The organism is Variovorax sp. CF313, from assembly GCF_000282635.1.
In the GTDB taxonomy this organism is placed as follows: Bacteria; Pseudomonadota; Gammaproteobacteria; order Burkholderiales; family Burkholderiaceae_C; genus Variovorax.
The window spans coordinates 1-18,258 of record NZ_AKIW01000012.1 but is presented as its reverse complement, the minus strand read 5'-3'; the positions used below and the strand labels follow the sequence as shown (position 1 = coordinate 18,258).

Annotated in this window: 17 protein-coding genes, 1 tRNA gene and 1 pseudogene; 16 read left to right on the top strand and 3 right to left on the bottom strand. The window is 63.5% G+C overall.

Features of this window, described 5'->3' with window-relative positions; all coding sequences use genetic code 11:
- The 7 genes from purD (at position 1) to rng (ending at position 6,251) form a co-directional block, all read left to right on the top strand.
- A complete protein-coding gene (purD, locus tag PMI12_RS03540; protein ID WP_007829213.1) occupies positions 1 to 1,299 on the top strand; it encodes a phosphoribosylamine--glycine ligase in 1,299 nt (432 codons plus the stop codon).
- Positions 1,299 to 2,216, top strand: a complete 918-nt coding sequence (hemF, locus tag PMI12_RS03535) for an oxygen-dependent coproporphyrinogen oxidase (RefSeq protein WP_007829212.1) — start codon at positions 1,299 to 1,301, stop codon at positions 2,214 to 2,216. The genes purD and hemF overlap by 1 nt, the downstream gene beginning before the upstream one ends.
- Positions 2,213 to 2,842: a nicotinate (nicotinamide) nucleotide adenylyltransferase gene (gene nadD / locus PMI12_RS03530; protein WP_007829210.1), complete on the top strand. Its 630-nt coding sequence runs from the start codon at positions 2,213 to 2,215 to the stop codon at positions 2,840 to 2,842. Before hemF ends, nadD begins: the two co-directional genes overlap by 4 nt.
- Positions 2,842 to 3,525, top strand: a complete 684-nt coding sequence (rsfS, locus tag PMI12_RS03525) for a ribosome silencing factor (protein ID WP_007829208.1) — start codon at positions 2,842 to 2,844, stop codon at positions 3,523 to 3,525. The genes nadD and rsfS overlap by 1 nt, the downstream gene beginning before the upstream one ends.
- Positions 3,522 to 4,001, top strand: coding sequence for a 23S rRNA (pseudouridine(1915)-N(3))-methyltransferase RlmH (gene rlmH, locus PMI12_RS03520; protein WP_007829199.1), 480 nt, complete (start codon positions 3,522 to 3,524; stop codon positions 3,999 to 4,001). The genes rsfS and rlmH overlap by 4 nt, the downstream gene beginning before the upstream one ends.
- 113 nt (positions 4,002 to 4,114) lie before the next feature.
- Positions 4,115 to 4,717: a Maf family protein gene (locus tag PMI12_RS03515; protein ID WP_007829195.1), complete on the top strand. Its 603-nt coding sequence runs from the start codon at positions 4,115 to 4,117 to the stop codon at positions 4,715 to 4,717.
- Positions 4,718 to 4,724: 7 nt separating this feature from the next.
- On the top strand, positions 4,725 to 6,251 hold the full coding sequence (rng, locus tag PMI12_RS03510; protein WP_007829193.1) for a ribonuclease G: 1,527 nt from the start codon (positions 4,725 to 4,727) through the stop codon (positions 6,249 to 6,251).
- Here the strand turns inward: rng and msbA are convergent.
- Entirely contained in the window at positions 6,248 to 8,032 is a 1,785-nt protein-coding gene (gene msbA / locus PMI12_RS03505; RefSeq protein WP_007829191.1) for a lipid A export permease/ATP-binding protein MsbA, read from the bottom strand. The two genes, rng and msbA, sit on opposite strands and share 4 nt — an antisense overlap.
- Before the next feature lie 254 nt (positions 8,033 to 8,286).
- On the opposite strand from msbA, the gene tolB reads away from it, so the two are divergent.
- From tolB to PMI12_RS03470, 7 genes are all read left to right on the top strand, one after another.
- Entirely contained in the window at positions 8,287 to 9,513 is a 1,227-nt protein-coding gene (gene tolB, locus PMI12_RS03500; protein ID WP_007829189.1) for a Tol-Pal system beta propeller repeat protein TolB, read from the top strand.
- Between the two features lie 28 nt (positions 9,514 to 9,541).
- Positions 9,542 to 10,060: a peptidoglycan-associated lipoprotein Pal gene (gene pal / locus PMI12_RS03495; protein ID WP_007829187.1), complete on the top strand. Its 519-nt coding sequence runs from the start codon at positions 9,542 to 9,544 to the stop codon at positions 10,058 to 10,060.
- On the top strand, positions 10,060 to 10,809 hold the full coding sequence (gene ybgF / locus PMI12_RS03490; protein ID WP_042672779.1) for a tol-pal system protein YbgF: 750 nt from the start codon (positions 10,060 to 10,062) through the stop codon (positions 10,807 to 10,809). The genes pal and ybgF overlap by 1 nt, the downstream gene beginning before the upstream one ends.
- A gap of 19 nt (positions 10,810 to 10,828) precedes the next feature.
- Complete coding sequence (locus PMI12_RS03485) at positions 10,829 to 11,683, top strand: tRNA threonylcarbamoyladenosine dehydratase (RefSeq protein WP_007829184.1); 855 nt, start codon at positions 10,829 to 10,831, stop codon at positions 11,681 to 11,683.
- Positions 11,684 to 11,731: 48 nt separating this feature from the next.
- Positions 11,732 to 11,807: transfer RNA gene (locus tag PMI12_RS03480), tRNA-Lys, on the top strand.
- A 180-nt stretch (positions 11,808 to 11,987) separates the two neighbouring features.
- The gene (locus tag PMI12_RS03475; RefSeq protein WP_007829183.1) at positions 11,988 to 12,989 is read left to right on the top strand and encodes a site-specific integrase; all 1,002 of its coding nucleotides are present in this window, start codon (positions 11,988 to 11,990) and stop codon (positions 12,987 to 12,989) included.
- Between the two features lie 161 nt (positions 12,990 to 13,150).
- Positions 13,151 to 13,570 (top strand): alanine-zipper protein, encoded by a 420-nt coding sequence (locus PMI12_RS03470; RefSeq protein ID WP_007829182.1) that lies wholly within the window; start codon positions 13,151 to 13,153, stop codon positions 13,568 to 13,570.
- Between the two features lie 110 nt (positions 13,571 to 13,680).
- Here the strand turns inward: PMI12_RS03470 and PMI12_RS03465 are convergent, their stop codons facing one another.
- A complete protein-coding gene (locus PMI12_RS03465) occupies positions 13,681 to 14,331 on the bottom strand; it encodes a hypothetical protein (protein WP_007829181.1) in 651 nt (216 codons plus the stop codon).
- Positions 14,332 to 14,496: 165 nt separating this feature from the next.
- Positions 14,497 to 15,031: pseudogene (locus PMI12_RS27995) on the bottom strand (IS66 family transposase); the annotation flags it as partial.
- Between the two features lie 367 nt (positions 15,032 to 15,398).
- Between PMI12_RS27995 and PMI12_RS28630 the strand changes: the two are divergent.
- The gene (locus PMI12_RS28630; protein WP_007829177.1) at positions 15,399 to 16,067 is read left to right on the top strand and encodes a hypothetical protein; all 669 of its coding nucleotides are present in this window, start codon (positions 15,399 to 15,401) and stop codon (positions 16,065 to 16,067) included.
- A 43-nt stretch (positions 16,068 to 16,110) separates the two neighbouring features.
- Positions 16,111 to 18,258: beta strand repeat-containing protein (locus PMI12_RS28625; protein WP_443259914.1), on the top strand; the 2,148-nt coding region annotated here is incomplete at its 3' end.

Here is an 18,258-nt window from a genome sequence, read left to right as displayed (position 1 = left end):
ATGAAGGTACTGGTAATTGGGGGCGGGGGCCGTGAACACGCTCTGGCATGGCGCCTGGCGCAAGCTGCCCGGGTGAGCCGCGTGTACGTGGCGCCGGGCAACGGCGGCACTGCGGGCGACGAACGCTACGACTGCATCGACATCACCGAGCCTGCCGCATTGCGCGAGTGGGCCATCAAGGAAAAGATCGCGCTGACCGTGGTCGGCCCGGAGGGGCCGCTCGCCGCGGGCGTGGTCGACGAGTTCCGTGCGCACGGCCTGCGCATCTTCGGCCCGACGCAGGCGGCCGCGCAGCTCGAAAGCTCGAAGGCGTTCTCCAAGGCGTTCATGCAGCGCCACAAAATACCGACGGCCGAATACGAGGCCTTCACCGACGCCGCCGCGGCACATGCGTACATCGATGCCAAGGGTGCGCCCATCGTCGTCAAGGCCGACGGCCTGGCGGCAGGCAAGGGCGTGGTGGTGGCCATGACCGCGCAGGAAGCGCACGAGGCCGTCGACTTCATGCTGGTGGACAACAAGTTCGGTGTGTCGCACAACGAAGGCGGCGCGCGCGTCGTCATCGAAGAATTCCTGCAGGGAGAGGAAGCCAGCTTCATCGTACTGTGCGACGGCAAGAACGTGACCGCGCTGGCCACCAGCCAGGACCACAAGCGCCTGCTCGACAATGACGAAGGCCCCAACACCGGCGGCATGGGCGCGTACTCGCCCGCGCCGGTGGTCACGGCCGAGGTGCATGCGCGTGCCATGCGCGAAATCATCCTGCCGACCATCCGCGGCATGGAAAAAGACGGCATTCCGTTCACCGGCTTCCTCTATGCCGGCCTGATGATCGACGCCGCAGGCCATCCGAAGACACTCGAATTCAACTGCCGCATGGGCGACCCCGAGACGCAGCCGATCATGATGCGTCTCAAGTCCGACCTCTTCGAAGTGTTCTGGCATGCCACCGACGGCACGCTCGACCAGGTCGAGCTCCAATGGGACCGGCGCGTGGCCCTGGGCGTGGTGATGGCCGCGCACGGCTACCCGCTGTCGCCGCGCAAGGGCGACCGCATCACCGGCATTCCGGCCGAGGCGCCCGACGCCGTGGTGTTCCACGCCGGCACGACGCTGCAGGACGGCGAGCTCAAGACCAGCGGCGGCCGCGTGCTCTGCGTGACCGTGCTGGCCGACAGCGTGAAGCAGGCGCAGCAACGGGCCTATGAGGTTGCGGCGCGCGTCAGCTTCGACGGCGCGCAATACCGCAAGGACATCGGATTCCGCGCGGTTCATGCGCGCAACCCTCACGGCGCCTGATGCTGCAAACCAATCCGGCAGCGGTCGGCGAATATCTTCGCGGGCTGCAGCAGTCGATCATCGCGGCGCTCGAGAAGGCCGATGGCGGTGCATGTGTGCGCGACGCCTGGCAGAAGGCTGCGGATGAGCCGCTGAGCGGCCACGGGCTGACCTGCATCCTCGAAGGCGGCGAACTCTTCGAGCGCGCGGGCTGCGGCTTCTCGCAGGTGCGCGGAGCGAAGCTGCCACCCTCGGCCACGCAGAACCGGCCCGAGTTGGCGGGCGCGCCTTTCGAGGCGATGGGTGTGTCGCTGGTGTTCCACCCGCGCAACCCCTACGTGCCCATCGTTCACATGAACGTGCGCATGCTGGCTGCCCTGCCCGAAGGCGGCGAGCCGGTCTGCTGGTTCGGCGGCGGCATGGACCTCACGCCTTGCTACGGTTTCGAGGAAGACGCGGTTCACTTCCACGCCGCGTGCCGCGATGCGCTTGCGCCCTTCGGCGACGACAAGTACCCGCGCTTCAAGACGTGGTGCGACGAGTATTTCTTCCTGAAGCACCGCAACGAGCAGCGCGGCATCGGCGGCATCTTCTTCGACGATTTTTCCGAGGGCGGTTTCGAGAACGGCTTCGCGCTGATCCGTTCGGTGGGCAACGGTTTCCTGCCGGCCTACCTGCCCATCGTGGAGCGCCGCCGCGCCACGCCCTACACCGAGCGCGAGCGCAACTTCCAGCTCTACCGGCGCGGCCGGTACGTGGAGTTCAACCTCGTGTGGGACCGCGGTACGCACTTCGGCCTCCAGTCGGGCGGACGCACCGAATCGATCCTGCTCTCGATGCCGCCGCTGGCAAGCTGGGCCTACCGGCAGCAGCCCGAACCGGGCAGCCCCGAAGCCGCGCTGTACAGCGACTTCATCGTGCGGCGCGACTGGTTGTGAACCCTTCCGGCAAAGCTCCCCGCATCGGCGTTTTCGGTGGCGCGTTCGACCCGCCGCACAACGCCCATGTGGCGCTTGCCGAAGCCGCGCTGGCTCAACTGGACCTTGCCGAACTGCACGTCATTCCCACCGGGCAGGCCTGGCACAAGAGCAGGGCGCTGACGCCGAAGGAAGACCGCCTCGCGATGACGCGCCTGGCCTTCTCCGGCCTGAAGGGCACCGTCGTCGTCGACAGCCGCGAAGTGCTGCGCGACGGCCCGACCTACACCCTCGACACGCTGAACGAACTGCAGCGGGAGCAGCCCGGCGCACAGCTGGTCCTGATCATGGGCGCCGACCAGGCGAGCGCATTGCCGACCTGGCACGGCTGGCAGGATATACTCGGCATTGCTATTGTTTCTGTAGCGTATCGCGCATTATCGACGGGCGACACTGCTCGTTTTGATCCGAAAATGCTGCCCGGCCTTCCGGCTGGCGCTCGTTTCGAGGCGCTCGAACTGCCACCCTTGGACACCAGTGCCACCGAGATCCGGCGGTGCGCGGCGCTTGGCGTGGACATTTCCTCGCTGGTTCCGCCCACGGTTGCACGCTATATTGACCAACACCACCTCTACCGCTCTGCCTGATGACCACTGAAGCCGCCGCCAAGAAAGACACCCAGAAACTCCAGCGAGCCATCATCGATGGTCTCGAAGACGTCAAGGCGCAGGACATCCAGGTATTCGACACAGAACATCTTTCGCCGCTGTTCGAGCGCGTGATCGTCGCGTCGGGCACCTCCAATCGCCAGACCAAGGCGCTGGCCGCCAGCGTGCGCGATGCGGTGCGCGAAGCCGGTTTCGGCAAGCCGCGCATCGAGGGCGAGGACAACGGCGAGTGGATCATCGTGGACTGCGGCGCGGCCGTGGCGCACATCATGCAGCCCGCCATCCGCCAGTACTACCACCTCGAAGAGATCTGGGGCGACAAGCCGGTGCGCGCCAAGCTCGGCGGCGCCAAGCCTGCCATGGCGACCAGCTCGTCGGTCAAGGACGAACCCGAAGGCAAGAAGAAGGCCGCCGGCAAGGAGCCCACGCTGCGCCGTTCGAGCGCCTCCAAGACCGCGATCCGCGCAGCCGAGCAGGAAGCCAAGGTCGCTAAGGCCCCGGCCAGGAAAACGGCTGCGAAGAAGGTGCCTGCGAAGAAGGTGCCTGCCAAGAAGGCAACCACCGCGCGCGTGCCGGTCAAGGTCGTCGGCAAGCCCGCCGCCAAGAAGCCCGCTGCGAAGAAGGCGGCGGCAGCCAAGAAGGCGCCAGCCCGCCGCGCATGAAGCTGCTGGTGGTCGCCGTCGGGCAACGCATGCCCGATTGGGCTCAGACTGCCTGGGATGACTACGCCAAGCGCTTCCCGCCCGAGCTCAAGCTCGAGCTGCGCGCCGTCAAGACCGAGCCGCGCGGCTCCAAGTCGCTGGAAACGCTGTATGCCGCCGAGCGCGAACGCATCGAGGGCGCCATTGCCAAAAGCTCGGCGCGCGCCATGCGCATCGTCGCGCTCGACGAACGCGGCACGGCACTGACCACCAAGGCGCTTGCTGCACGGCTGCAGGCCTGGCAGGGCGAGGGCGATGACGTGGCCCTGGTCATCGGCGGGCCCGACGGCCTCGACCCGGCCTTCAAGGCTGCAGCCCACGAGCGCATCCGGCTGTCCGACCTGACGCTGCCGCACGCGATGGCGCGGGTGCTGCTGGTCGAGCAGTTGTATCGGGCGTGGTCGGTCAACGCAGGTCATCCCTACCACCGCGAATGACCAGCACCGACGGGCGGGCCGCGCGGCTCGATGCCTCATCGGTGGCCTTGCAGTCCTTCACTTTCTTTTCGGACCCGGGCGGCCGCCGCTCGGCCCTTCAGGAGCACTGAGCCTTGTCGGATTTCATCTACCTCGCTTCACAAAGCCCCCGCCGCGCCCAACTGCTCGGCCAGCTCGGCGTTCGCCATGCATTGCTGCTGGCCGATGCCGGCGAAGACGCCGAATCGCTCGAAGCCGTGCTGCCCAATGAGGCCCCGGCGACTTACGTGCAGCGCGTCACGGCGCTGAAGCTCGATGCCGCCGTGGCCCGGCTCCGGAGCCGCGGACTGGCCGAGGCGCCGGTGCTCTGCGCGGACACCACGGTTACGCTCGGCCGCGCCATCCTCGGCAAGCCCGAGGACGAGAAGGATGCCGCGCGCATGTTGCGGATGCTGTCAGGAAGCACGCATCGCGTGCTGACGGCCGTGGCGCTGCAGCACGGCACGCAGCGCCATGCGGCGCTCAGCGTGTCGCGCGTGCGCTTCGCCGACATCACCGATGCGCAGATCGCCCGCTACGCCGACAGCGGCGAGCCGCTCGGCAAGGCCGGGGCCTATGCCATCCAGGGTGCGGCGGCCGCGTTCATCGAGCACATCAGCGGGTCCTATTCGGGCATCATGGGCCTCCCCATGTTCGAGACCGCGCAGCTGCTTCGAAACGCCGGTTTCAATACCTGAGAATTCCATGCAAGACATCCTGATCAACTGGTCTCCGCAGGAGACCCGTGTGGCGCTGGTCGAGCACGGCGCGGTGCAAGAGCTGCACGTCGAGCGCACGCTCGAGCGCGGACTCGTCGGCAACATCTACCTCGGCAAGGTGTCGCGCGTGCTGCCGGGCATGCAGTCGGCCTTCATCGACATCGGCCTGGAGCGCACTGCCTTCCTGCACGTGGCCGACATCGTCTCGCCGTTCACGCCGGGCTCGCGGCCCAGCGCACCGGCGCCCGAGCGCGACCATCGCAACGGCGGCCCGATGGTGCCGATCGAGAAGCAGGTGTTCGAAGGCCAGTCGCTGCTGGTGCAGGTCATCAAGGACCCCATCGGCACCAAGGGCGCGCGGCTGTCGACGCAGATCAGCATTGCCGGTCGGCTGCTGGTGTTCCTGCCGCAGGACAACCACATCGGCGTTTCGCAGAAGATTCCGTCGGACCAGCGCGAGTCGCTGCGCAACCGCATGCTCGCGCTGATCGAGGCGGCCGCGGCTGCCGACAGCGGCGGCGTCGTGCCCGTCAACACGGGCGGCTTCATCCTGCGCACCAACGGCGAAGATTCCAGCGACCCCGAACTGGCCGAAGACATCGCCTACCTGCGCAAGACCTGGTCGCGCATCCGCGAGGCATCGATGCGCATGCCGCCGATGTCGCTGCTGCACCAGGACCTGAGCCTGCTGCAGCGCGTGCTGCGCGACATGACCAGCGAGGACACGCAGACCATCCGCATCGATTCGCGCGAGCAGTTCGAGGTGCTGTTGAAGTTCGGCCTCGAGTTCATGCCCAAGGCGGCCGGCAAGCTGCAGCACTACAGGGGCGAGCGGCCGATCTTCGATCTGTATTCGGTCGACGAGGAAATCGCGAAGGCGCTGGGCCGGCGCGTCGAGCTCAAGTCGGGTGGCTACCTGGTGGTCGACCAGACCGAGGCGCTGACTACGGTGGACGTGAACACCGGCGGCTTCGTCGGCGCGCGCAACTTCGACGACACCATCTTCAAGACGAACCTCGAGGCGGCACAGGCCATCGCACGGCAGCTGCGGCTGCGCAACCTGGGCGGGATCATCATCGTCGACTTCATCGACATGGGCCGCGACGACCACCGCGAGCAAGTGCTGGCGGAATTCCGCAAGCAGCTTGCGCGCGACCGAGTGAAGACCACGGCCGGCGGTTTCTCGCAGCTCGGACTGGTCGAGATGACACGCAAGCGCACCCGCGAATCGCTGGCGCACATGCTGTGCGAGCCCTGCGTGGCCTGTGGCGGGCAGGGCATCGTGAAGACCGCACGCAGCGTGGCCTACGACGTGATGCGCGAAATCCTGCGCGAAGCGCGGCAGTTCACGCCGCGCGAGTTCCGCATCGTGTCGTCGCCGCAGGTGATCGAGCTGTTCCTCGATGAGGAAAGCCAGCACCTGGCGGGGCTGAGCGACTTCATCGGCAAGCCGATTTCGCTGCAGTCCGAGCCCGCGATCGGGCAGGGGCAGTACGACATCGTGCTGCTTTAGAGCGTCGGATCCTGCCCCGGCGTGGCGCTGCGCACGGCCAGTGTCTGCAGCCGCGCATAGAGCCCGTCCAGCGCCATGAGCTGTGCGTGACTGCCTTGCTCCGCGATGCGGCCTTGCTCCATCACGATGATCCGGTCGGCGTGCTGGATGGTCGAGAGGCGGTGGGCCACGATCAGCGTCGTGCGGTTCTGCATCAGGCGCTGCAGGGCGTCCTGAACCAGCCGCTCGGACTCGGTGTCGAGGGCCGAGGTGGCTTCGTCGAGCAGCAGCACGGGGGCGTTCTTGTACAGCGCGCGGGCAATGGCGAGGCGCTGGCGCTGGCCGCCCGACAGCTGTGTGGCGTTGTGGCCGAGCACCGTGTCCATGCCCTGGGGCAGGCTTTCGACGTGCGCACTGAGGTTGGCCGCCGCGATGCACTGCAGCACGCGCTCGCGGTCGATCTCTGCGCCCAGCGCCACGTTGGCGGCCAGCGTCTCGTTGAGCATCACGACGTCCTGACTCACCATGGCGAACTGGGCGCGCAGGCTCTTCAGTTGCCATTCGCTGGTGTCGTGCCCATCGAGCAGCACCTGGCCGCCGCTGGGCTGCACGAAGCGGGGCAGCAGATTGACCAGCGTGGTCTTGCCCGAACCCGAGGGGCCGACGAATGCGACCACCTGGCCGGGCTCGATGGTCAGGCTCACGCCGTCGAGCGCGCGTTGTTCGTCTTCGCCTCGGTAGCTGACCTGCACGTTGCGCAGCTCGATGTGTCCTTCCGCATGTTCGACCTGGAACGTGCCCTGCGACTCCGATGCCACGTCGTCGATCAGGACCAGCCCGCGCTCCAGTGCGGCGAGGCCGCGCGTGATCGGGCCGGCCACTTCGGCGAGGCGCCGGATCGGCGCAATCAGCATCAGCATGGCCGTGATGTAGGCAACGAAGCCGCCCACCGTGAAGCCCTGCTTGCCGCTTTGCCAGAGCGCGATCATCACCACCACCGACAGCGCGAGAGACGCCATCATCTGCGTGAGCGGCGTGGTGGCCGCCTGCGCGATGGTCGACTTCACGGCCAGACGGTTCAGGCGCTGGCTCAGCTGTTCGAAGCGGCGGCCCTGCGCGCCTTCCGCGCCGTGCAGGCGCACCACGCGGTGGGCGAGCACGTTCTCCTCGACCACGTAGGCCAGTTCGTCGGTGGCCTGCTGGCCTTGCTGGGTGAGGCGGTACAGCCGCTTGGAGAACACCTTCATGATCCAAGAGATGCTGGGCACGAGGAATGCGACGATCAGGGTGAGCTTCCAGTTCAGGTAAACCAGATAGCCGAGCAGCGCGATGAGCGTGAAGCCGTCGCGCGAAAGGCCGAGCAGCGCCTGCACCAGCAGCATTGCGCCGGTCTGCACTTCGTAGACCACCGTGTTCGACAGGGTGCTGGCCGATTGGCGCGCGAACAGCGCGAGTTCGGCGCCGAGCAGGTGCTCGAACAGCACCCGTCGCAGCTTCTGCATGCCTTCGTTGGCGATGCGCGACAGGGCGTACTGGGAGATGAACTGGGCGATGCCGCGCACCGCGAACAGCAGCAGCACGGCGGCAGGCACGAACCACAGGGGCATTTCGCCGCGCGTGAAGCCGCGATCGAGCAGTGGCTTCAACAGCGCGGCCATCAGCGGCTCGGTGATTGCAGCCAGCATCGCCCCGCTCAGTCCGAGGGCCCACCATTGGCGCGAACCGCCAAACCAGGTCATGAGTCGCGCCAGACGGCGCATCAGGGGAGGGCGGGCGTTCTCGCCGCCGGGGGATGCTTGCATGGCGGCGGATTCTACGGGGGGCCTCGTTCAGCGCTTGCCGCGGTTGCTTCTGTAGGACCGCGCCGCTCGATAAACGTTTTGTGACGGCCGCCCCAAGCCAGTGTGTAACATGTGGCCCGACAAAGCCGGGGAGAACTTTTTACCCGGAAACCTCTCCGAATCGCATGAACAAGCCGTTGCCAACTCCAATTCCAACTCCTTCTTCATCACTTTTTGCACGCCGCACTCTCATTGCGGCCCTCGCTGCCACCCCCATGATTCCTGCACTGGCCCAGTTCCGGGTCGAGGTGTCGGGCGTCGGGCTCACGCAGTTGCCGATCGCGCTCGTTCCTTTCAAGGGCCAGGAAGGCTCGCCCCAGAAGATCTCGGACATCGTCCAGGCCGACCTGGAACGCAGCGGCCAGTTCCGCGGCGTGGATGCCTCGGGCCAGGCGCTGGACGAAGCCTCCCGTCCCGACCTGTCGCTGTGGCGCCAGCGCACCGCCGACTCGCTCGTGGTGGGCAGCGTCACCCGGCTGGGCGACGGCCGCTTCGACGTGAAGTTCCGCCTGTGGGATGTGGTGAAGGGGCAGGATCTCGGTGGCCAGAGCTACACCGTGCCGCAAGGCGACCTGCGCCTTGCCTCGCACCGCATTGCCGACTACGTCTACGAGAAGCTGACCGGCGAAAAGGGCATCTTCTCGACCCGCATCGCTTACGTCACCAAGGGTGGCAGCCGCTACTCGCTGTGGGTGGCCGATGCCGACGGCGAGAACGCACAAGCCGCGCTCGCCAGCCCCGAACCCATCATCTCGCCCTGCTGGTCCTCCAATGGCCAGCAGCTGGCATACGTGTCCTTCGAATCGCGCAAGCCGGTCGTGTACGTGCACAACGTGGCCAGCGGCCAGCGCCGGCTGCTTGCGAACTTCAAGGGTTCCAACAGCGCACCGGCCTGGGCGCCCGACGGCAATTCGCTCGCCGTCACGCTCAGCCGCGACGGCGGCTCGCAGCTGTTCTCCATCCCGGCCGGCGGCGGCGAACCGCGTCGCCTGACGCAAAGCGCAAGCATCGACACCGAGCCTGTGTACTCGGCCGACGGCGGCACCATCTATTTCGTGAGCGATCGCGGCGGTGCGCCCCAGATCTACAAGATGAGCGCCAGCGGCGGCAACCCGACGCGGGTGACCTTCAGCGGCACCTACAACATCTCTCCGTCTGTCAGCGGCGATGGCCGGTGGTTGGCCTACATCTCTCGCGTGGGCGGTGCCTTCAAACTCCATGTGATGGAGTTGGCAACCGGCAACGTCAGCGCGATCACCGACACCTCCGCGGACGAAAGTCCAAGCTTTGCCCCGAACAGCAAGCTGATCGTCTACGCAACGCACCTGCAAGGCCGCGAAGCGCTCATGACGACCACGCTCGATGGAAAAATAAAGGCACGGCTTGCGGGACAGGCGGGAGACATCAGGGAACCGGACTGGGGTCCGTTTCAAAAGCAATGACCAAGGTTTATTTGAGGAGTTTGAAAAAATGTTGAAACGTACGATTTATTCGCTGGCCATCGTGGCTCTCATCGCCGGTTGCTCGTCGGGCACCAAGCTCACCGACACGCCCGTGACCGACGGGCGCGGCACCGCGGGCCAGCAGGGCGGCGGCGCCAGCACCGTGACGCCAGTCAATGCCGATCAGAACGCCGGCACCGCGCAGGGTCCGGTTGGCGTGGCGCGCATCGTCTATTTCGACTATGACAGCTACACCGTCAAGCCCGAATTCCAGTCGCTGATCGACGGCCACGCCAGGTTCCTCAAGGCCAATCCGCAGCGCCGCGTCTCGATCGAAGGCCACACCGACGAACGTGGCGGGCGTGAATACAACCTGGCGCTCGGCCAGAAGCGTGCCGAAGCCGTCCGCCGCGCGCTGACCCTGCTGGGCGTGAGCGATGGCCAGATCGAGGCCGTGAGCTTCGGCAAGGAAAAGCCTGCCGTCCCGGGCTCGGGTGAGGAAGTATGGGCACAGAACCGCCGCGCCGAACTCCGCTACACCCGGTGATGCCACGCGCTCTCATGCGAGGCGCGGCGCTGGCCGCCGCCCTGCTTTGCGTCTCGATGGGGTCGCAGGCCGCACTGTTCGAGGATGACGAGGCTCGCCGCGCCATCCTCGATCTGCGCCAGCGCGTCGAGGCCATGCGCCAGCAGACCGACCAGCGGCTGACCGACGAGAACGGTCAGTTGCGCCGCAGCCTGCTCGACCTGCAGAACCAGATCGAGCAGATGCGTGGCGACCTCGCCCGCATGACCGGTCAGAACGAGCAGCTCACGCGCACGCTGAGCGAGATGCAGTCGCGCCAGAGCACCATCGACGACAAGCTCAAGCAGAGCGAGCCCTCGAAGGTATCGGTGGACGGCCGCGAGTTCACCGCCGATCCCAAGGAAAAGGCCGACTTCGACGCCGCCCTCGGCGTGTTCCGCTCGGGCCAGTTCGCGCAGGCGCAGACCGCGTTCGCCGAATTCGTCAAGCGCTACCCGCAGAGCGGCTACAACGCTTCTGCGCTGTTCTGGCTCGGCAATGCGCAGTACGCCACGCGCAACTACAACGAGGCCATCGCGAACTTCCGCTCCATGCTCTCGCTCGCGCCCGACCATGCCAAGGCCCCCGAGGCCGTGCTGTCGATCGCGAACTGCCAGATCGAGCTGAAGGACACGCGCGCCGCGCGCCGCACGTTGGAAGACCTGACCAAGGCCTATCCGCAGTCCGAAGCCGCGCAGGCCGGCCGCGAGCGCCTCTCGCGCCTGCGTTGATGCCGGCGGAGCCTTGCGCTTGAGTGCCATCGTCATCGACGCTTTCACCACTCCTCCCACCGCCGCGGATGTCCTCACCGACACCGCGGTGCCCGATCTTGCGCGCCGCTTCGGCGGACTCGAGCGGCTGTACGGCGTTGCCGGTGCCGCGCGCATCCGCAACGCGCATGTGCTGGTCGTCGGCATCGGTGGCGTGGGTTCGTGGGCGGTCGAGGCACTGGCGCGCAGCGGGGTGGGGCGGCTGACGATGATCGACCTCGACCACGTGTCGGAGTCGAACATCAACCGCCAGATCCATGCGCTCGATGCCACCGTGGGACAGGCCAAGGTCGAAGCCATGCGCGACCGCATCGCGCAGATCAACCCCGGATGCAAGGTGCAGGCGATCGACGATTTCGTCGAGCCCGGCAACTGGACATCGCTGCTCGATGCGGCGCAGGCCGCGAACGGGCCGGCAACGGCCATCATCGATGCCTGCGACCAGGTGAAGGCCAAGGTGGCCATGGCGGCGTGGGCGCGTGCATCTTCTTCATCGCGCGCTGCGTTCGTCACGGTGGGCGCGGCGGGCGGCAAGCGGCAGGCGCACAAGGTCGACATCGACGACCTGTCGCTTGTCACGCACGACCCCTTGCTGGCGCAATTGCGCCAGCGCCTGCGCAAGGAACACGGCGCGCCGCGCGAAGGCCGCAAGATCGGCATTGCCTGCGTCTTCAGCCGCGAAAGCGTGGCGCCGCCCGACGCGTCATGCGCCATCGAAGGCGACGGCTCGCTCAACTGCCATGGCTACGGATCGGTGGTCAGCGTCACCGCGACCTTCGGTCAATGTGCAGCGGGTTGGGTTCTCGACCAAATCGCCTCAAACGTCACGCTATAATCTTAGGCTTTGCCGGATTCGATACCGGCTAGAAGAAAAAATGGTTCCGGGACGTTAGCTCAGTTGGTAGAGCAGCGGACTTTTAATCCGTTGGTCACTGGTTCGAATCCAGTACGTCCTACCACCAACACTGAATCGGTCGAAACCCAGCATCTATGCGGGTTCCGGCCGTTTTTTTTGTCTTTTCGGATGGCGCGGGCACAACAGGAATCGGCGCCGAATTTGTCATTTCAGTGCAATTTCAGTGCACTGGACATTGTGGGCTTCATCGATCACTTCATCGATCGACCAGAGGACCCACCACTTGGCAAGCATCCAAAAGACCCGCGAGGGCAACTACAAGATCCAGATCCGGCGCAAAGGCTGGCCAGCCTGGTTCGGCACGGCCGACACGTCAGCGGAAGCGCACCGCATCGCACGGGCGATCGAGGCGGACATGGACCGCGGGACTTACCGCGACAACCGGGAGGCCGAGAGCACTACGCTGGCGGAGGCATTCGATCGCTATGGGCGTGACTTCAGCAGCCGTAAAGCGCATCCTGAACGGGACCTGCAGCGCATTGAACGCTGGAAGCAGCATCCGCTTGCGCAACGGTTCATGGCAACGCTGCGGGGGGCCGACTTTGCGGCGTATAGGGACGAGCGGCGCCGGGCGGGCCGTGCCGAGAATACGATCAGACTCGAGCTCCAATTGGTAAGCCATCTGTTCGAAATGGCACGAAAGGAGTGGGGCTGGGAAGGGCAGCCGAATCCGCTGAAGAACATCCGAAAGCCCAGCGGCACAAAGGCGCGCGATCGGCGCCTGCACCCTGGCGAGCGGGAGCGCCTAGCAATGGCGCTTGCCGAGACCGGTAACCCATGGGCTGCTCCCGCCTTCGAACTGGCCGTAGAGACCACGCTGCGGCAGGCCATGCTTTTCGAACTGCGGTGGGAGTGGATCAGCTTGGCCGACCGAGTGCTCATGATTCCGCGCGCCTACCATCAGCGCGTAAACAAAGGGGTTCCGCACGAAATCCCGCTGTCGTCGAAGGCGATGACGGTCCTGCAAGCCATGCCGCGCAGCATCGACGGCAGAGTGTTCGGGTGCACGGCCAACGCGGTCTTGATGATCTGGAAACGAACCCTGAAGCGTCTCAAGATCAGTGGCTTGCGTTGGCACGACCTACGCCATGAGGGGGTGTCCAGATTGTTTGAGAAGGGCATGAGCGCCATTGAGGCCTCGAGCATCAGTGGTCATAAGTCGTTTGTGATGCTCAAGCGGTATACGCATCTTCGGGCGACTGATTTGCTCGCGAAGATTGGTTAGCGAGCCAATCAGGGCCGCGTGAATTTGTCATTTCAGTGCACAGAGGTGCCACCCGCACACTGGCTTCGACCACCCGCAGGCTTTGGCCGATTCATCTCCTCGGCACATCCAACCCTCCTTTCGGGCCTGCGAGCGGTCACCAACTCGAAAGGAACTTCCAGATGAAGATGAATCCATGGGCCGGCGCCGCGCTGGTTCTTACTCTTGCCTTCAGCGCGCATGCGCAGACCTACCAGGTGGCGAATTCGACCGGCGGTCAGCAGGTCGCAGGGGCCCCTATCGCGCAATCGATCGCCTACGTGACTTCGTTGGCGAACAACGCTCAGGGCACCGCGAACAACGCCCAGAGCACCGCCAATTGGTCCGGCCAGGTGGCCCAGGACGCACGCCAGGCAGCCAACAATGCGCAGGCTGTGGCCAGCAACGCTCAAGGTGTGGCGAACCGGGCCTTGAACGGTGTGAACGTCGACTACGAATACATCGTTATCACGGCCGCGAACTCTTGCGCAGCCACAGCAGGTGGGGTCAGTGCTTTCCCGATGTGTTTGGCGCTCGCATACGCCAACATGCCTCGCCCCTGAGCTCGGAGCCTCAACAAAGAAAAGCGCCTTCGGGCGCTTTTTCTTTGAGTACGAAAGATCGGCGGTCGGTGGCTGGTCCAGGGGCAACGCACCCGCGAGTCGATCTACGATCAGCTTCCCATCTTGAACGTGAACGTTTTCATGAAGGCGCCCGTCGCGTTCGACGTGATCGCCGGATTGGTGCCGCTGCTCACTGGATGCCCGTTATTGAAGTCGGCGATCGCGGTGTTCGTGCCAGCAATCGACACCGTGTACTCGGTGTTGGGTTCCGGCGGGACATCCGGGAGGATGATCGCCCGACTCGGGTCGAGGTGGCTGTTCGGATCGTTCGCGCACGTCATCGTCGGGCGCAGTGCGATCGCTGTGAGGTCGGATTTCTTCACCATCGTTGCAGAAGTGATTTCCACGAGCTGGCCAGGACGCACGGCGATGATGATCGGCTGGCCGATCGGGTTCGCCGCAAGGTCACGGCCGGGGATCGGATTCGGCGACTCGTTCTTCAACTCGAACGCTGTGCCCGTCGTGCCGTTGCAGGGGTAAGTCCGGATTTCCTCTGCGCCTGGGTGCTGTGCAAACGCGGTTTGCTGCAGACCGAAGTTGTATTGCGCGATCGTTCGTGGACCGCCCGAACCCGTGGTTCCAGCGTCGTCGCTGCTCTTCACAGAGATGCCGACGTCGAGTGCAGCGGTCAGCAGGTCGAGTGCGTGGTAGGGCGCGCTCAGGAGGCTGCGGATCGACTCAGCGCCGCGGCCCGTGCTCACGTTGGCGTTGCCGCCGGTGTTGTCCGAGTTGTCATCGAGCGCGATTCGCCATGGATATCCAGCCGCCGTCGCGCGATCACCCGGGCCGATGCCAGTGAAGAACGTAAGGTGCTCAATAAACCACGCCCTTGCGCGCGGCGCCGGAATCGATGCGCGCGCAGAGGTCTACGGTTCGACGAGCTCGATGTTCCAGGGCAGCAGCGCCTCGTAGTCGTCGGCAGTCTGCGCCAGCGGCAGCTTCTTGAACAGCGCGACGAGGTAGCGGTAGGGCTCGACGTTGTTGGCCTTGGCGGTCTCGATGAGCGAGTAAAGATTGGCACTGGCGTTCGCGCCGCCTACGGTGTCAGCGAACAACCATGACCGTCTTCCGACCACGAAGGGGCGAATCGCGTTCTCCACCGGGTTGGAGTCCCAGCGGCCAAGCGCCGTTGTCCAGGAACCGCACGAGCTTGGGCCACTGCCCGTGCAGGTAGTGCAGTGCCTCGCCCAGCAAGCTCGACGGCGCAACACTATGCAAGTGCGTCAGCAGCAGTCGCTCGATCTCGCGCACGACCGCGGCGCTGTAGCGCGAGCGCATCCGCAACCGACGCGCGGGCGTCCAATCCCTGGCCAAGGCCTCCGCACGGTACAGCTTGCCAATCAGCCGCACGAACCGGGTCGCGAGCTGATCCGGTGAGCGAGCCGCCTTCGGGATGGCTGCGTCGAGCGACATCCTCGATGTGCGTGAGAACGGGGTCGTGGGCACCGTCACCGGCAACGGCGACTACGTGGGCACGGCCAACGGCGCGACGGGCGATAGCATCCTCGATGCGGGTGTCAGCAAGAGTTCGTCCAAGCAAGTCAGGGTGCGGTCAGTTGAAATAGTAATAAGCGCAAAACCAAAATTCCAACGCTTTGGCTAATTTTCGGCTAACTTTTTCGCGGCGCTCATCAAATAGCATTCATTCCATATAGTTCGCTGAAGCGATGACTTCAATATGCCTAAAGTGATTTTTCCAAAAATCCAGCCAAGCCGCCCCGCATTTTGAAGTGCAATCGATAAAAGCACTAAACACGCTTGGAAAACCATGAATTACCTCCATGCCGACTGCAAATCAAGAGCGCGCAGGATTTTCTTCTTCCTTTTTCTTGTTGCGGCCTCGCAGTGGGCACTCGCAAAAGCACCTTCAGAAAATCTTGACGAGATTCTTCGGCAAGCGCGTCACGCCACTGAGGTCAGAATGTTTTTTTTGCCACTCAAACTCCGCGCTAATGCGGTGCAGGAAGCCGAATTGCTATCGTCTGGCTGTGAGCTCATTCTGATCGACAAGAGAGGTATCGCGAGATTAACTCAATTGATTGAGCTATCAAAGCCACATTCCCTGCCAAGCCCTATGGGCTGGGAGCCTTTGAACGGGATTTATTTTCTACTACCTACGGGGGAAAAAATAAAAATCCTCCTCGGTCAAAATTACGCTCCACCTCACGATTTTCGCTTTGGCACTATCGCGATCGAAGCCGTAAATGGCAAATCTTTACTGCCGGGGGTGATATCCCACCTCGATGGATCGTTCGAAATAGTTGAGTCTCAAGACAATTCAAAATCTTCTGCAATTCCTATCAGGGTGAATAAGGAACTTGTTGGATCAGTATACTCCCTCGCCGTTAAGCAACGCTCGAATCAAGGCAAATCGGGCGTGATGGAGAGGGGCAATTGTTCGAATTTCCCCAAAAAATCGGATTTCCCTCCAAATTAATCGGCTTCTTGAGTTTTCAGCCTTTATAGACCAAGGGATTTAAATGACCACATTCACCGCGGCTAATTTTGGTGTTTCCATTTCCTCGGGGGCAGCGCAAAGCGATGTCGATAGCCTGAACTCAGCCCTCTCCTACCTGCAGGGAAGTTCTGATGCCCAGACAATATTGCAAGGCATGGTAGATCGAGGCGTCTCCATTAGCATAAATCACAGCGGAGACGACGAGTATGTTCCAACGCTTGCGCAGCAGGCGCAAATTCCTGGTTTTAACAATTCGGGCGCACCAAATACCGTCTACTGGGATCCGGGAAAAGGATTTGTCGTTGTTGACTCCACGGGAGTTCCCTCTGGAGTAGATTCATCGGCGATGGCATTGATCCATGAGGGAGCACACACAACAGATCCCAATCTTGCTGCTGACTTTCAAACCCCTTCGTCGGGAAAATTTCCGAACCTGGCGGAGCAAGTAGCCGTTGCCGCAGAAAACAATGTTGAATCCCAACTGGGCGAATCTGTTCGCATCGACTACAACAATTCTCCGTTCTTACTCACCACAAACACCACGCTGCACACCGCAACCAACAATGATGGAAGCGTCAGTTGGCAAGAGCAAATCTCGAATGGACAGATCACGCTGACCGATCAAACACATACCCACATCGGTGCGGGCGGCAACGCCGCCCCGAATTTGGGCACGGTAAATAGTGACGGATCTATTACTGCAGATCATGTAAATATTGAAATTGGATCCGGGAGTATTTCTATAACGGGTGGTGGAAACAACATCGCACTGAGCAACGGCAGCAGCGCCAATCTGACATCTAGCGGAGAAAATACCGTAACTTGTGGAAATACAGTCGCCATTATTTCCGGCAACTCTATCGCAACATGCATCAATGGAAATTTGAATGAGTCAGGGCAAAATAACTCCGTCAACGCAACTGGAAGCAATATTTCAATCAACGAAACCAATGGAAATGTGGCATTTTCCAATGGTGCCACCGGCGATGTGGAGGGCACCGGTAACACGATCGTCGCGGGCGAGAATGACGCACTGAATATTTCCGGTGACAACAACACCGTCTCAGGCGCAACTGGCAGCACGGTCAATCTGACAGGCCAGGGCGAAAGCGTCAGTATCACTAACGGCACCGTCAACCTCGGCGCCAATACCCGGGCCACCATCAGCGGCACGGGCGTCACGGTGGACGCCGTCGACGGCGACCTCGTGACCGAGAGCAACGCCACAATTTACGTCGCGGCCGGCAGCACGGTCACCATCACCGGTTCAGGCGACACCATCGTGGCCGCCGCCAATGCACAGGTCACAGTCGCGGGAGGCAGCGAATCCATCAGTGGGCAGGCCGGCGACACCTTCATCCTGAGTGGCACCGGGGCCAACGCGGACACCGTGACGGACTCCAACGCCACTGTTGTGTTGGGCAGCAACGCAGATGTCAATGTGATCGGCGGCGCCAACACCATCAACGAGAGTGCTGGCGACCAACTCAACGTTTCCGGAACCAACAACGATTTCGACGCCGTCAATGTCAACGGCGGTGCGATTTCAATGGCGACCAATACTCAGGTAAACCTCTTCGGCAATAACAACACAGTGCGAGAGGCGACGGGTGACAGCCTCGGTGCCTATGGCGGAGGCAACACCATCGACACCGTCGCTGGTGCGTTGACCGTCGTTGGCGGCACCAACGGGAACCTCGACCTCGTCAATGCCAATGGCGACGGCTTTGGCGGCACCACGGCGAATGGGCAAGGCACTGGCATCTACCTGAACGGCAACAGCCAAGCCAACGTTTCGGGCGGCAACGACGGAGTGAACCTGGGGGGCAGCGGCGACTACCTCGGTCTGCTCGGCGGCTCGGGCTACTCCGTCAACGGAACCGGCGACAGTATTGGCACCTGGGCCAACACCAGCTTCAACCTCTCGGGCAGCAACGACGGAGTGAACCTGTGGGGTGGCGGCGACTACCTCAGTGTTAACGGCAACGGCAACAACGTCTGGGCAAACAACAGCACGATCGACCTGCTCAATAGCAATGCGGAAATCCAGGTCAGCGGGGATTCCAATGTCTATGAATCCTCTTCAGGTGCTACCGGAGACACTTTCGTCGACTACGGCACCTACAACACCCTGACCGCGTCGAGTGACATCCTCGATGTGCGTGAGAAC

Bases quoted from the DNA above. Each gene is read 5' to 3' on its own strand.
- msbA (WP_007829191.1), bottom strand. From the start codon at position 8,032: ATGCAAGCATCCCCCGGCGGCGAGAACGCCCGCCCTCCCCTGATGCGC.
- rsfS (WP_007829208.1), top strand. From the start codon at position 2,842: ATGACCACTGAAGCCGCCGCCAAGAAAGACACCCAGAAACTCCAGCGA.
- rlmH (WP_007829199.1), top strand. From the start codon at position 3,522: ATGAAGCTGCTGGTGGTCGCCGTCGGGCAACGCATGCCCGATTGGGCT.
- ybgF (WP_042672779.1), top strand. From the start codon at position 10,060: ATGCCACGCGCTCTCATGCGAGGCGCGGCGCTGGCCGCCGCCCTGCTT.
- rng (WP_007829193.1), top strand. From the start codon at position 4,725: ATGCAAGACATCCTGATCAACTGGTCTCCGCAGGAGACCCGTGTGGCG.
- PMI12_RS28630 (WP_007829177.1), top strand. From the start codon at position 15,399: ATGAATTACCTCCATGCCGACTGCAAATCAAGAGCGCGCAGGATTTTC.
- PMI12_RS03470 (WP_007829182.1), top strand. From the start codon at position 13,151: ATGAAGATGAATCCATGGGCCGGCGCCGCGCTGGTTCTTACTCTTGCC.
- pal (WP_007829187.1), top strand. From the start codon at position 9,542: ATGTTGAAACGTACGATTTATTCGCTGGCCATCGTGGCTCTCATCGCC.
- hemF (WP_007829212.1), top strand. From the start codon at position 1,299: ATGCTGCAAACCAATCCGGCAGCGGTCGGCGAATATCTTCGCGGGCTG.
- tolB (WP_007829189.1), top strand. From the start codon at position 8,287: ATGATTCCTGCACTGGCCCAGTTCCGGGTCGAGGTGTCGGGCGTCGGG.
- purD (WP_007829213.1), top strand. From the start codon at position 1: ATGAAGGTACTGGTAATTGGGGGCGGGGGCCGTGAACACGCTCTGGCA.